At 69.6% G+C, this 13,513-nt stretch carries 12 protein-coding genes; 7 read left to right on the forward strand and 5 right to left on the reverse strand.

The window, feature by feature from the left end:
• Positions 1-52: 52 nt before the first annotated feature.
• Entirely contained in the window at positions 53-754 is a 702-nt protein-coding gene (locus tag ON34_RS02530) for a DUF2334 domain-containing protein (RefSeq protein WP_040773660.1), read from the forward strand.
• A 147-nt stretch (positions 755-901) separates the two neighbouring features.
• Here ON34_RS02530 and gad read toward each other — a convergent pair whose 3' ends face one another.
• Positions 902-2,293: a glutamate decarboxylase gene (gene gad, locus ON34_RS02535; protein WP_040773663.1), complete on the reverse strand. Its 1,392-nt coding sequence runs from the start codon at positions 2,291-2,293 to the stop codon at positions 902-904.
• Positions 2,294-2,549: 256 nt separating this feature from the next.
• Between gad and ON34_RS02540 the strand changes: the two genes are divergently transcribed.
• Positions 2,550-3,932, forward strand: coding sequence for a dipeptidase (locus tag ON34_RS02540; protein WP_040773664.1), 1,383 nt, complete (start codon positions 2,550-2,552; stop codon positions 3,930-3,932).
• On the opposite strand, the gene ON34_RS02545 is transcribed toward ON34_RS02540, so the two are convergent.
• On the reverse strand, positions 3,904-4,548 hold the full coding sequence (locus ON34_RS02545) for an MBL fold metallo-hydrolase (protein ID WP_040773667.1): 645 nt from the start codon (positions 4,546-4,548) through the stop codon (positions 3,904-3,906). The two genes, ON34_RS02540 and ON34_RS02545, sit on opposite strands and share 29 nt — an antisense overlap.
• Before the next feature lie 130 nt (positions 4,549-4,678).
• Between ON34_RS02545 and purS the strand changes: the two genes are divergently transcribed.
• Together purS and purQ are read left to right on the forward strand one after the other, a co-directional pair.
• Positions 4,679-4,915: a phosphoribosylformylglycinamidine synthase subunit PurS gene (gene purS, locus ON34_RS02550; RefSeq protein ID WP_040773797.1), complete on the forward strand. Its 237-nt coding sequence runs from the start codon at positions 4,679-4,681 to the stop codon at positions 4,913-4,915.
• Positions 4,912-5,589 (forward strand): phosphoribosylformylglycinamidine synthase subunit PurQ, encoded by a 678-nt coding sequence (purQ, locus tag ON34_RS02555; RefSeq protein ID WP_040773668.1) that lies wholly within the window; start codon positions 4,912-4,914, stop codon positions 5,587-5,589. The genes purS and purQ overlap by 4 nt, the downstream gene beginning before the upstream one ends.
• A 158-nt stretch (positions 5,590-5,747) precedes the next feature.
• Here purQ and ON34_RS02560 read toward each other — a convergent pair whose 3' ends face one another.
• A complete protein-coding gene (locus ON34_RS02560) occupies positions 5,748-6,824 on the reverse strand; it encodes a substrate-binding domain-containing protein (protein WP_040773670.1) in 1,077 nt (358 codons plus the stop codon).
• Positions 6,825-6,874: 50 nt separating this feature from the next.
• On the opposite strand from ON34_RS02560, the gene ON34_RS02565 reads away from it, so the two are divergent.
• Complete coding sequence (locus ON34_RS02565) at positions 6,875-7,306, forward strand: MarR family winged helix-turn-helix transcriptional regulator (protein WP_040773671.1); 432 nt, start codon at positions 6,875-6,877, stop codon at positions 7,304-7,306.
• Between the two features lie 561 nt (positions 7,307-7,867).
• Complete coding sequence (locus ON34_RS02570; protein WP_040773672.1) at positions 7,868-9,166, forward strand: M18 family aminopeptidase; 1,299 nt, start codon at positions 7,868-7,870, stop codon at positions 9,164-9,166.
• Here ON34_RS02570 and ON34_RS02575 read toward each other — a convergent pair.
• Positions 9,115-10,416, reverse strand: coding sequence for a glycosyltransferase 87 family protein (locus ON34_RS02575; protein WP_245547851.1), 1,302 nt, complete (start codon positions 10,414-10,416; stop codon positions 9,115-9,117). The genes ON34_RS02570 and ON34_RS02575 overlap by 52 nt on opposite strands.
• A 272-nt stretch (positions 10,417-10,688) precedes the next feature.
• On the opposite strand from ON34_RS02575, the gene purL reads away from it, so the two are divergent.
• Positions 10,689-12,983, forward strand: coding sequence for a phosphoribosylformylglycinamidine synthase subunit PurL (purL, locus tag ON34_RS02580; RefSeq protein WP_040773675.1), 2,295 nt, complete (start codon positions 10,689-10,691; stop codon positions 12,981-12,983).
• Positions 12,984-13,041: 58 nt separating this feature from the next.
• On the opposite strand, the gene ON34_RS02585 is transcribed toward purL, so the two are convergent.
• Positions 13,042-13,332 (reverse strand): YiaA/YiaB family inner membrane protein, encoded by a 291-nt coding sequence (locus ON34_RS02585; protein WP_040773676.1) that lies wholly within the window; start codon positions 13,330-13,332, stop codon positions 13,042-13,044.
• Positions 13,333-13,513 lie beyond the last annotated feature (181 nt).

Below are 13,513 nucleotides of genomic sequence, written 5' to 3' on the forward strand. Positions count from 1 at the left end.
CTGGTCATACGGGCTGCACGTCGAGGACATGTGCGGCTGGCACCGTAGGTTCATGAACGCTGAGCTGATCGTATCGATTTCCGGGATCAGGGACACCACCCGGGACACGGCGATGGGATTCGCCGAGGAGATGGATCGGCGCGGCGTGCCGCTCTCCCTGCTGGTCGCACCGCGGCTGAAGGGCAGATACCGGCTGCTCGACGATCCGGCGACCCAGGCTTGGCTGCGCGTTCGCCGGGCCCGCGGCGACGCCATCGTGCTGCACGGCTACGACCAAGCCGCCACCAAGCGGCGGCGAGCCGAGTTCGCCGCCTTGCCCAAGCATGAGGCGCGGTTGCGGTTGACCGCCGCCGACCGGGTGATGGAGCAGGTCGACCTGCGCACCCGGCTGTTCGCCGCGCCCCGGTGGAACGCCTCCACGGGCGCACTCGACGCGCTGCCGGAGGTCGGTTTCCGGCTCGCGCTCGGCCTCACCTCGATCATCGATCTGGAGCGCAATATGGCGCAGAAGTCCCGGGTGTACGGCATCGGTGAGGGTTTCCGCGCGGAGCCGTGGTGGTGCCGCGCTCTGGTGATGGGCGCCGCCCGCACCGCACGCCGCGGCGGGGCGCTCCGTCTCGCGGTGTCCGCGGCGCAGTTGGAGCGCTCCGGGCCGCGGCAAGCCGTGCTCGACGCCGTCGACCTCGCGCTGTACCACGGCGCGGTCGGCGGGACCTACCGCTGGGAGCCGTTCCCGGCCGCCCGAGCCGCATGAATGACGCCGCGGCGCGGCGGTGTATCGGCCGCCGCCGTGCCGCGGCCGGTCGGCACCGCCTCCGCGCGGCCGGTCGGCACCGCCTCCGCGCGGCCGATCGGCGCCGCCGCCCGCGAATGGCGTAATCGGGCGGCGGCGCGGTCGCGGTCAGGCCGGAGCGATCGTCGTCCGCGGGACCGCGGGTGTCGCGTCGTGAGTGAAGCCGCCCGCTTCCGTGCGGGTGAGCGAGGTGGAAAACGGCCGCTCCTCCAGTTGTCTCCGGCAGCGGGTGAGATCGTCCAAGAGAAGGTCGGCCATGTCGACGGAGAAGCCGTGGCGGATCACCGCCCGCATGACCGTCTCGTCGTCGCGGTCGGCGGGCAGCGGGTACGCCGCGATCAGCCAGCCTCTGGAGCGCAGCCGGTCGGAGAGGTCGTAGAGGTTGAATCCGGGATCGCCGGTCAGCCGCCAGCACACCGCCGTGATGCCGCGCTGCGGGTCGCCGTCGTGGATCAGCTCGAAGACGCCGAATTCACGCAGACCTGCGGCCAAATGCTGCGCCGCCCGGTAGATCGCGGACTGCACCCTGGCGTAACCGGCGCGTCCCAAGCGGATGAAGTCGTAGTACTGCGTGATCGCCTGCCCGCCCGGCCGGGAGAAGTTCAGGTTGAAGGTGGCCATGCTGCCGCCGAGGTAGTCCACGTTGAAGATCAATTCCTCCGGCAGGTCGGCCGCCTCGCGCCAGATCGCCCAGCCCGCGCCGAGCGGTGCGAGACCGGTCTTGTGGCCGGAGGCGTTGATCGATTTCACCCTGGGCAGCCGGAAGTCCCAGAGCAGATCGGGCGCGGTGAACGGAGCCAGGAAGCCTCCGCTGGCGGCGTCGACGTGGATCGGGATGTCCAGGCCCTTGTCCTTCTGCAGCGCGTCGAGCGCGGCGCTGATCCCGGCCACGTCTTCGAACAGTCCGGTGTAGGTCTGGCCGAAGGTCGGCACCACCATCATGGTGTTCTCGTCGCAGTGCGTCGCGAGGTCGTCGGGCCGCATGGTGAGCCGGTCGCCGCGCAGCGGAATCTGCCGGATCTCGACGTCGAAGTAGCGTGCGAACTTCTCCCAGCAGACCTGAACGGGCCCGCAGACGAAGTTGGGCGTCCCGGTGCCGCCGCGCTTGCGCCACCGGAATTTGGCCGCGAGACCGCCGAGCATGGCCGCCTCGCTGGACCCGGTGGTCGAGGTGCCGTGGGTGGTGGCCGGATCCGGCGCGTGCCACAGGTCCGCGACCATCCGGACGCCGCGGCGCTCCAGTTCGGCGGTCTGCGGGTATTCGTCCTTGTCGACGATGTTCTTGTCCAGGCATTCGGACATCAGCCTGCGCGCCTGGTCGTCCACCCAGGTGGTGCAGAAGGTGGCCAGGTTCATCCTGGAGACGCCGTCGAGCATCAGCTCGTCGTGCACGATCTCGTAGGCGACCTGGGGGAACATCTCGTGCGCCGGAAATCCCCCGCGCGGCGCGGACCGGCTGAGCCCCGGCAGGGCGAACAGGTCATCGGCTCCTTCGGACATGAATGCGGCCTCCCGATTCGGCTCGTGTGCGGTGTGCCTGTGCGGGCGCCGGTCGCTTGCGGACCGGCCGCGTTGCCGTGCCTCGCTGAGGATGCCAGTAAATAGCTGACGCCCTCTCGCTCAGCTTGACACACCGCCTTCCGCGGCGGATGGACTTCACCCATCCCATGAGGTCGTCGCAGAGCGGGGTGCCGGATTCGAAGACCCGCCAGGCAGTGGGAACTTCACCCGGGCGGGCCGGGGATAGGGTTGGGGGATGACCGAGGATGCTCGTACCGCGGGACTGCGCGCGCGGGTCGCGGAGTTGATGCCGCAGGCGAAAAGCGATTTAGCCCAGCTTGTTTCGTTCAAGTCGGTGGCGGATCCGCGGCAGTTTCCTCCGGAGGAGTGCGACCGTGCGGCACAGTGGGTCGCCGATGCCTTCGCGGCGGCGGGCCTGACCACGGTCGGCCTGCACGAGACGCCCGACGGCAGCACGGCGGTCGTCGCAGCGCGGCCAGCGCCGGACGGTGCGCCGACGGTGTTGCTCTACTGTCACTACGATGTCCAGCCGCCGATGGACGAGGGGGCGTGGCGCACTCCGCCCTGGGAGCTGACCGAGCGGGACGGACGCTGGTACGGGCGCGGCAGCGCCGATTGCAAGGGCAACATCGTCATGCATCTGACGGCGCTGCGGGCGCTGGGCCCCGACCTGCCGCTGGGGGTGACGCTGGTCGCCGAGGGCTCCGAGGAGCAGGGCACCGGTGGACTGGAACGGTTCGTCGAGGCCAGCCCGGATCTGCTGCGCGCGGACGCCATCGTGATCGGCGACTGCGGTAACTTCGCCGCGGGCGTGCCGACGCTCACCGAGACGTTGCGCGGCAACGTGAATGTGGTGGTCACCATCGAAACCCTCGCCGGACCACTGCATTCCGGCATGTTCGGCGGACCGGCCCCCGACGCGCTCGCCGCGCTGATCCAGGTGCTCGCTTCCCTACGCGACGAGCGGGGCAACACCACCATCGACGGACTTCCCAACGACCAGGTCTGGCCGGGTGTGCAGTATCCGAGCGAGCAGTTCCACGCCGACGCGGCCGTCCTGCGCGACGTCGAACTCACCGGTGACGGCGCCGTCGCAGACATGCTCTGGGCGCGACCGGCGCTGACCGTGCTCGGCATCGACGCCCCGCCCGTGGTCGGTTCCGCCGCCGCGGTCCCCGCGATCGCCCGAGCCCGCCTCAACCTGCGCATTCCGCCGGGCACCGATCCCGCGCAGGCGTACCGGGCACTCGTCGACCACCTCGACGCGCACACGCCGTGGCACGCCAAGGTGACCATCGAGCTGGAAGGTATGGGAGCGCCGTTCCGGTCCCGCACCGGCGGGCCGGCGCGGTCCGCGATGGAGGCGGCGCTGGCCACGTCCTATGGACGACCCGCGACCACTCAGGGGCAGGGCGGTTCGATCCCGCTGTGCAACGTCTTCTCCGCGACGTACCCGGATGCGGAGATCATGCTGCTCGGCGTCGAGGAACCGAAATGCCTCATCCACGCGCCCAATGAGAGCGTCGACCCGAAGGAGATCGAACACATGGCCCTGGCCGAGGCACTGTTCCTCGCGACCTACGCCGGGGCTACAGATCGATTGCGTCCTCCGGTGTAAGCACCCTGAATTCCGTTCCGGCAGGGGACATTTCGTTCAGACGACCGAAGTAGATGCCCTGCGCCTCGGGCTGGATGATGCCGAAGTGAATGGGCAGCGCGACACGCGGAGCGACCGCGCGCAGATAATCGACCGCCTCGCTGATCCGCATCCACGGCGCGGCGGCCGGAGCGGCCAGCACGCCGACCGGAACCGGTGGCACCCACAGCGAGTCGCCGGGGTGCACGAGCTGGGCCGGGTCGTCGGGGGTGCCCAGCTGGAAGACGGTGTTGTCGATCACGGGAATCTCGGGGTGGATGACGGCGTGCCTGCCGCCGCCTCCGGTGATCTGGAGATCGCCGAGTGTCAGCACGTTGCCCGCCCGAACCGGCTCCCACGGCTCGCCGCGTTGCTGGGCCGTCTGCGGATCCGAGAGCAGTCGTGCGCCGGGGTTGGCCTCGATGAGCGCGTCGATCCGGTTCGGGTCGATGTGATCGGGATGCTGATGGGTGACCGCGATCGCGTCCAGGCCGGTGAGGCCCTCGAAGCCGTGCGAGAAGGTGCCCGGGTCGAACAGGATCTTCGTGCCGTGCAGCTCGACGAGGAGGCAGGAATGACCGAAGTGGGCTATGCGCATCCCGCCATGCTATCGACGCCGGATGTGTTCTCGCCGACATCGCCGCGGCTTGTCCTACCCCGCGGATGCCGGGCCCGACCAGCACAACTACGCTGCTGAGGTAACCCCACAACCACATGAGGAGCAACGCGTGGCACGAGTCGTGGTCGAGGTGATGCCGAAGGCCGAGATCCTGGATCCGCAGGGGCAGGCCATCGTCGGCGCGCTCCCGCGCCTGGGATTCGATGGCGTCTCGGATGTGCGGCAGGGCAAGCGATTCGAACTCGACGTCGACGACAGCGTCGACGACGCGGCGCTGGAGCAGATCGCCGAATCGCTGCTGTGCAACACGGTGATCGAGGAGTGGAAGGTGGTCCGCGTCTCATGACCGCGCGGATCGGGGTCATCACGTTTCCCGGCACGCTCGACGACGTCGATGCCGCACGGGCGGTGCGCCTGGCCGGGGCCGAGGCGGTCAGCCTGTGGCACGCGGACGCCGACCTGAAGAATGTCGACGCGGTCATCGTGCCCGGCGGTTTCTCCTACGGCGATTACCTGCGCGCAGGGGCTATCGCTCGCTTCGCCCCCGTGATGGGCGAGGTCGTGCGCGCGGCCGGTGCCGGGTTGCCGGTGCTGGGTATCTGCAATGGCTTCCAGGTGCTGTGCGAGGCAGGGTTGCTGCCCGGCGCGCTGACCCGCAACGAGGGCCTGCACTTCATCTGCCGCGACGAATGGCTGACCGTGGAGTCGGTGTCGACGGTGTGGACGTCCCGTTTCGAGCCGGGCGCCCAGATCCTCATCCCGCTCAAGTCCGGCGAGGGCCGCTACCAGGCCTCGGCCGCCGTGCTCGACGAACTGGAGGGCGAGGGCCGGGTGGTCTTCCGCTACGCGGGCGGCAACCCGAACGGTTCCCAGCGCGGCATCGCGGGCATCGCCTCCGCCAACGGACGTGTCGTCGGCCTGATGCCACACCCCGAACACGCCACCGAGCCCCTGACCGGCCCTAGCGACGACGGGCTCGGCCTGTTCCTCTCGGTGCTGGACACCCTGGTCTCGGCCTAGACCCGCGGCGGATGACCGGCCGGTTCGCCGGAATCCGGAACGTTCAGTGACGCGGCAGTCCTGGCTGCTCCGGCGCACGGCGCGGTTCTGTCCAGCCCGATTCGCGGCGCGAAATACTGACGTTGGCGTCGCCGCGCTCCCCGAGACCGGAATACGGATCAGGCGATGCGGTCGACGATGTCGAAGCCGACGCCGTCGGCACGGGCCAGGTAGCCGTGTTGGATGGCCTGGTTGCCGCGGAAACTCCGTAGGCCGCCGGGGGTTTCGAGGACCACGCCCTGGTCGATGGCGTCGAGGATCGCGGGCACCTCGAGTGATCCGACCGTCCGTGCGAGCGCGCCCAGGGTGTGGATGGCGTCGTAGGTGGCGTTGCTGAAGCTGGTGAGCGCCGGGGCGAAGGCGCCGTACCTTCGGTGGTAGCGGGTCAGCCGGTCGCGCCCGTCGGCGGTGCGGTCGTCGAGGAAGAAGCTGGACGCCACGTAGAGGTTCCGGTTGGCCTCCGGGCCTGCCGCCAGCAGCACGTTCTCGTCGGCTGCCGGGCTGACCCGCGGCTGTGTCGCGGCGCGGCCGGTGGCCGCGAACTGCTGGTTGAACCGGGACACGTCGGCGCCGACCATCAGGATCACCACCGCGTCGGCCGAGTCCAGCGCCGGATGGGTGAGGAAGCCGGAGAAGTCCGGCAGACCCAGCGGGACGAACTGTTCCAGCACGATCGCGGACGGATCGGCCAGGCTCTCGCGAATCGCCTTGGCGGACTGGCGCGGCCAGATGTAGTCGTTGCCGATGATCGCCCAGCGCCGCACGCCGTACTCGCGTTCGAGCCAGTGCACGGCGGGCACGGTCTGCCCGGCCGGATGCTCGCCGAGCAGCAGCACGCCGGGTAGTTCGTCGGTCAGTCCCTCGTGGCTGGTCGCGTACAGGTAGGGCACCCGGCTGGCGCCGGCCCGCGCCACGGCGCGCCGGACCGCGGAGGTGTGCCAGCCGGTGATGGCGTGCACCATGCCGGTGGCCAGCAGCGCCGAGACCTCGGCGGCGACCTCATGCGGTGGCCGTCCGCCGTCGATATTCGTAGTACGAATTTCTCGTCCCAGAATTCCCGCACCGTGGTTGATTTCCTCGACGGCCAGCGATATCGCCGCCTCGCAGGACGGCGCGATGATACCGCCCGGTCCCTGCAGCGGAACGATGTTGAGGATCTCGATGGTGCCCTCGGGGCTCTCGCCGAGCGCTGGCATTGGGTACTCTTCTTCTCGTTCGAGCGAAATTCATGGCAGGCAGGAATTAAATGACGACCATTGTAAGCGGAAATTCCACGCTGCATGGCGCGCTGCGTGCCGCGGAGCGCGGGTGGGTGCGGCACTTGGACGCGGCGCTGTGCGCCAGACAGCTCTCGCCGGATCAGTGGTCGATGCTGTCGAACCTCTGTGGCGACGCGGGCATCACGATGACCGAGCTGGCGGCCAAATCGCAGCTCGCGCCGTCCTCGGCCACCAGGCACGCGGACTACCTGGCCGAACGAGGCCTGATCTTCCGGCTCGCCGCGCAGGACGACCGGCGCCGCGTCCTGATCGGGCTGAGCAGGCTCGGTGCCGACCTCGTCGCCGAGGTCCGCGCGGAAGAGGCGCGCGCCGAGCAGGCGTTGCGGGGGCGAATCGGAGCGCGCCGATATACCGAACTCATGCGACTGCTCGATCTGGTTTCCATTGCGTCGGAGTAAATACCCTGGAGTACCGACATTCATCCGATGAATGTCGTGAACGCACGATTTCACCGGTGTCCGCCAAACCATTCTGACTGTTATGTTCCAATCCGAATGGATGCGGCCGAGGGAGTATTCGCGCCGCGCGGTTTCCCGGGGAATGTGGTATCGAAGGCGGCGCCGTGCGCCGACATCGGCCCGGGTGTAGCTCCTCGAGCGTGGCACTCGATTCCATGACAGGCGCGTTGGACGACCGCCGTTCACAGCCGCGCCAGGGCGAGCGCTGGTTGGGCAGCCGCAGAAAAGGACGCTGCTGGACGGACTCCGCCTGAAGCCGCACCGGTTGAGTGCGGGCTGAGGGGGCCGCCGAAAGGACGCTGTCGGACAGAACCGTCTGAAGCTGCGCACGTTGAGCGGAGGCTGAGGTCGCCGCAGAAAGGGCGCTGTCGGACGAAGTCCGTCCCGAGCCGCGCCGGACGAGCGGAGGCGAGGCCGCCGCAGAAAGGGTGCTGTCGGACGAAGTCCGTCCCAAGCCGCGCCGGACGAGCGGAGGCGCCGCCGCCGCCTAGGATCGCAGGCATGCCCGTTTCCACCACCGCAGCCACGGCCGCCGGGCTGTGCGCGTTCATCGATGCGTCTCCGTCACCGTTCCACGTCTGCCGGACGGTGGCTTCGGAATTGGACGCGCGCGGGTTCAGCAGGCTGGCCGAATCGGAGCCCTGGCCCTCGGGTGGCCCGGGCAGGCACTACGTGGTGCGCGGCGGATCGTTGGTCGCCTGGGCGAGCGGAGACGACGCCAGCGCGACCCAGTTCCGTGTGGTCGGCGCGCACACCGACAGCCCCAACCTGCGGGTCAAGCAGCACCCGGACCTGACTTCGGCAGGCTGGCAGCTGGTCGGCCTGGAACCGTACGGCGGCGCGTGGCTGAACTCCTGGCTGGATCGCGAGCTCGGCGTCTCGGGGCGGTTGAGCGTGCGCGAGGGAAACACGGTGCGAGAGCACCTGGTTCGCATCGACGAACCGATCCTGCGGGTGCCGCAGCTGGCCATCCACCTGTCCGAAGACCGCAAGGGCGTCACGCTGGACCCGCAGCGGCACGTCAACGCGGTCTGGGGCGTCGGGTCCGAGTCCGGCGCGTTCCTCGATTTCGTCGCCGAGCGCGCCGAGGTCGACGCGGGCGAGGTGCTCGGCTGGGAGCTGATGACCCACGACTTGACGCCGAGCAGGCTGGTCGGCCGGGACCAGGACCTGGTCAGCGCGCCGCGCCTGGACAACCAGGGCACCTGTTTGGCAGGCCTGCAGGCATTTCTGGCCGCGATCGAGCAGCCGGGCGCGGCGGTCCCGGTACTGGCCATGTTCGACCACGAGGAGGTCGGCAGCCAGTCCGATCGCGGCGCGCAGTCGGATCTGCTGCCCGCCGTGCTGGAGCGCGTCGTGCTCGCGCGCGGCGGCGGACGCGCCGACTACCTTGCCGCGCTGGCCGGTTCGGTCTGCGCGTCCGGTGACATGGCGCACGCCACGCACCCCAACTATCCGGAACGGCACGAGCCCGCGCATCGGATCGAGGTGAACGGCGGACCGGTGCTCAAGGTCAACCAGAACCTGCGCTACGCCACCGATGCGACCGGCGCGGGCGCGTTCGCGCTGGCCTGCGCACAGGCCGGAGTTCCGTTGCAGCGCTATGTGCATCGCGCCGATCTGCCCTGCGGCTCCACGATCGGGCCGATGACCGCGGCCCGCACCGGCATGCCGACCGTCGACGTCGGCGCGCCGCAGCTGGCGATGCACTCGGCGCGCGAACTGATGGGCGCGTCCGACGTCCCGGCCTACGCCGCGGCGCTGGCCGCCTTCCTGACGCCCGAGACCACCGGGCGATAGGTGACGGCCCCGACCACGAACACCGCGAACGTGACCAGCACGTAACTACTTCCGATGACCTGCTGCCACCAGGCCCAATCGAGTTCGCGGTCGCGCGAGTGCGGCAACAACCAGTGCGGACCGATCAGGAACAGCAGGGTGCACGCCGCGACCGCGCCGATCACCCGCGGGCTGCGCGCGCCGCGCACCATCAGGTCGGCGGCGATTACCAGCGCGGGTGCGATCCACACCCAGTGATGCGACCAGGACACCGGCGAGACCAGCAGAATCGCCGCGGCGTTGACCAGCAGCGCCGCGACGGTCGCGCCCGCGTCGATCAGCCTGCGCATCCACACCGCGGCGAGCGCGACCGCTGTCAGCGACAACGAGATCCACAGCAGGGTGGCCGCCGAATCGTCGACGCCGAGGCGGAACACCATGCCCTTGATGGACTGGTTGCCCGCGAAATAGGGCGGGCCGATCCGGCCGGTATCGGCGAGGGTGGTGAACCAGTAGTCCACCGAATCGCTGGGGAACAACAGGAATCCGAGGCCGACCGCCGCGATCGCGGAGACCACCAGCGTGCCCGCGGCCTTCCAGTCCTTGCGCAGCAGGAAGTACAGCAGGTAACCGGCCGGGATCAGCTTCACCGACACCGCGATGCCGATGAGCATGCCGCGCGGCCAGAACGGTTTGCGCACCAGGCAGTCCAGCGCGATGGCGGCCATCAGCACCAGGTTGACCTGGCCGAAGCCGAAGGTCTGGCGGATCGGCTCGAGGAACTGCGCCACCGCCACCGCGCCGACGACCAGGGTGAGCACAGTCGGCCGGGACAGCTCGGGACGCAGGCGCGTCAGCACCAACCCCAGCGAGATAGCCAGGCTCGCCACCGAGGTGGCGGTCACCAGGACCTCGGCGACCGTCAGCGGCATCAGGGCCAGCGGCGCGAAGAACAACGCGGCCAGCGGGGGATAGGTGAACGGCAGTCCGATGCCCTCGACCGGCGGCATCGGGCCGTACAGCTCGCCGCCGTCCAACCACACCCGGGCGCCGTTGCGATAGACCTGCAGATCGATGTAGCCGTGCCACCAGTGCGCTACCAGGGACACCATCGCTGACACCGCGAACAGGGCGATGGCTGCGATCAGCCAGCGCACTTGCGGCGAGGACAGGTTCGGCGCGCTGCTGGGCGCGGCGGCGGGATCTCCGCTCCGGGATCGCGTGGCGGCTGATCGCCCACCCGGATTCGCGACCCCCGATCCTTCGTTCACCGGCTCAGAGTAGCCGGTGCTCACCGCCGCTCAGCCGGTCCACCCGGCTGCCGACATCGCCCCCGGAAATCCCTCGCGCGGACCCTCCCGCGAACCCTCGGCTCCGCCGTGGCGGCCTCACCTGCGTTGCCCGTACCCACTGCCTTTAGACTTACACCCAGGCATCTCGCCGCAACCCAGTGACAACGCTCGTCGCTTCGCTGAGTTCGCCCACCCCGCCGGCTCCGCCGGCTTGCCGACCCCCTGCCCGGCCGAAAGGACCCTGGTACCTCGTGACTCCGCAGGTCGACACTGTCAGCGCAGCCGCAGCAAACCCCGATGTGCCGCAACCCTACAAAGAACTGGGCCTCAAGGACGACGAGTACGCCCGCATCAAGGAGATCCTCGGCCGCAGGCCGACCGACGCCGAACTGGCGATGTACTCGGTGATGTGGAGCGAGCACTGCTCGTACAAGTCCTCGAAGGTGCACCTGCGCTACTTCGGCCAGACCACCACCGACGAGATGCGCGCGTCCATGCTCGCGGGCATCGGTGAGAACGCGGGCGTGGTGGACGTCGGCGACGGCTGGGCGGTCACCTTCAAGGTGGAAAGCCACAACCACCCCTCCTACGTCGAGCCGTACCAGGGCGCGGCCACCGGTGTCGGCGGCATCGTGCGCGACATCATGGCGATGGGCGCGCGTCCGATCGCGGTGATGGATCAGTTGCGCTTCGGCGCGGCGGACGCGGCCGACACCCGTCGCGTGGTGGACGGCGTGGTCCGCGGCGTCGGCGGCTACGGCAACTCCCTCGGCCTGCCCAATGTCGGCGGCGAGACCGTGTTCGACGCCTCCTACCAGGGCAATCCGCTGGTGAACGCGCTGTGCGCCGGCGTGATGCGGGTAGAGGACCTGCACCTGGCCTTCGCCTCCGGCGCCGGCAACAAGATCGTGCTGTTCGGCGCGCGCACCGGACTGGACGGCATCGGCGGCGTGTCGGTGCTGGCGTCGGACACCTTCTCCGGCGACGAGTCCGGCACCGGCCGCAAGAAGCTGCCCTCGGTGCAGGTCGGCGACCCGTTCACCGAGAAGGTGCTCATCGAGTGCTGTCTCGAGCTGTACGCGGCCAAGCTGGTGGTCGGCATCCAGGACCTGGGCGGCGCCGGATTGTCCTGCGCCACTTCCGAGCTCGCGGCCGCCGGGGACGGCGGCATGCGCATCGAGCTGGACAAGGTGCCGCTGCGCGCGGCCAACATGACCCCCGCCGAGGTGCTCTCCAGCGAATCGCAGGAGCGCATGTGCGCGGTGGTCACCCCGGAGAACGTGGACGCGTTCATGGCCGTGTGCCGCAAGTGGGACGTGCTCGCCACGGTGATCGGCGAGGTCACCGACGGCGACCGGCTGGTGGTCACCTGGAACGGCGAGACCGTGGTGGACGTGCCGCCGCGCACCGTCGCGCACGAGGGCCCGGTGTACGAGCGCCCGGTCGCGCGCCCCGACGAGCAGGACGCGCTGATCGCCGACACCCCCGACCGGCTGACCCGGCCGAAGACCGACGACGAGCTGCGCGACACCCTCCTGAAGATGATCTCCAGCCCGCAGCTGTGCAGCCGCAAGTGGATCACCGAGCAGTACGACCGCTACGTGCGCGGCAACACCGTCCTGGCCGAGCACGCCGACGCGGGCGTCATCCGGATCGACGAGGAGACCGGCCGCGGTATCGCGCTGGCCACCGACGCGTCCGGCCGCTACACCAAACTGGACCCCTACACCGGCGCGCAGCTGGCGCTGGCCGAGGCCTACCGCAACGTGGCCACCACCGGTGCCACGCCGAAGGCGGTCACCAACTGCCTGAACTTCGGTTCGCCGGAGGACCCCGGCGTGATGTGGCAGTTCCAGCAGGCGGTGCGCGGTCTCGCGGACGGCTGCGTGGCGCTCGGCATCCCGGTGACCGGCGGCAACGTCAGCTTCTACAACCAGACCGGCCAGACCGCGATCCTGCCGACCCCGGTGGTCGGCGTGCTCGGCGTGATCGACGACGTGCACCGCCGCATCCCGACCGGCCTGGGCCTGGAGCCGGGCGAGACGCTGATCCTGCTCGGCGAGACGCACGACGAGTTCGGCGGTTCGATCTGGTCGCAGGTCGCGCACGACCATCTCGGCGGCGTCCCGCCGAAGGTCGATTTCGCCCGCGAGCAGTTGCTCGCCGAGGTGCTCACCGCCGGTTCCCGCGACGGCATGATCAGTGCGGCGCACGATCTGTCCGAGGGCGGCCTCGCGCAGGCCGTCGTCGAGGCCGCGCTCGCCGGTGAGACCGGTTGCCGGATCCTGCTTCCCGAGGACGCCGACCCGTTCGTGATGCTGTTCTCCGAGTCGGCGGGGCGGGTGCTGGTCGCCGTGCCGCGGTCGGAGGAGACCAGGTTCACCCGCATGTGCACGGCGCGCGAGCTGCCATGGGTGCGCATCGGCGTGGTGGACCAGGGCTCGGATTCGGTTGAGGTGCAGGGCCACTTCTCGATCACCATGGACAAGCTGCGGGCCGCGCACGAGGGCACGCTGCCGAAGCTGTTCGGCGCGGGCGCGGTCTGAACGCCCACCTGGGCGGGCCTGGACCCCTCGATTACCGGGCCCGCCCAGGTGCGCGTGGTCAGGCGACGGATGTGAACGGATCGTGCTCGGCGAGCAGTTTTTCCATCCGCGCCTGGTCGATGCGACCGTGAATGGTCGCCGCTTCGTGCTGGTCCCGAACCACTTTCGCCAGCGTGAAGGTGCTCGTGACCAGGAAAAGGACCGACATCGCGAGGAATCCGCGCTGCCAGATGTCCAAGGGCAGAGCCACGATGCCGATGCCCACCCCGATGAAGCTGACGCCGAAGGCGATCGCGGCTTGCGCGACGAAAGCCGCTGTGGCCCTCGGGCGTGCGCTCGATGTGCTCATGGATAGGAAGTCTGCGGACGGCGCCGCCCGCGCGCCCGCGTACAACTACTCGAGCGGACTGGGTAGTTGCCATGGGCGAGTTCGATTCCGGGCGCTGGGCAACCGTTCAGCGTGATCCGCGCCGGTCGCGCCCGTGTTCTGTCGGGCGACGCGCCGGAACGTCGGTGGCGACCGCCATACT

The sequence above is a fragment of the Nocardia pneumoniae NBRC 100136 genome, assembly GCF_000308755.1.
GTDB lineage: Bacteria > Actinomycetota > Actinomycetes > Mycobacteriales > Mycobacteriaceae > Nocardia > Nocardia pneumoniae.

Coding starts and splice junctions, on each gene's coding strand:
- ON34_RS02530 (WP_040773660.1), top strand. CDS start 53: ATGAACGCTGAGCTGATCGTATCGATTTCCGGGATCAGGGACACCACC.
- gad (WP_040773663.1), bottom strand. CDS start 2,293: ATGTCCGAAGGAGCCGATGACCTGTTCGCCCTGCCGGGGCTCAGCCGG.
- ON34_RS02540 (WP_040773664.1), top strand. CDS start 2,550: ATGACCGAGGATGCTCGTACCGCGGGACTGCGCGCGCGGGTCGCGGAG.
- ON34_RS02545 (WP_040773667.1), bottom strand. CDS start 4,548: ATGCGCATAGCCCACTTCGGTCATTCCTGCCTCCTCGTCGAGCTGCAC.
- purQ (WP_040773668.1), top strand. CDS start 4,912: ATGACCGCGCGGATCGGGGTCATCACGTTTCCCGGCACGCTCGACGAC.
- ON34_RS02560 (WP_040773670.1), bottom strand. CDS start 6,824: ATGCCAGCGCTCGGCGAGAGCCCCGAGGGCACCATCGAGATCCTCAAC.
- ON34_RS02565 (WP_040773671.1), top strand. CDS start 6,875: ATGACGACCATTGTAAGCGGAAATTCCACGCTGCATGGCGCGCTGCGT.
- ON34_RS02570 (WP_040773672.1), top strand. CDS start 7,868: ATGCCCGTTTCCACCACCGCAGCCACGGCCGCCGGGCTGTGCGCGTTC.
- ON34_RS02585 (WP_040773676.1), bottom strand. CDS start 13,332: ATGAGCACATCGAGCGCACGCCCGAGGGCCACAGCGGCTTTCGTCGCG.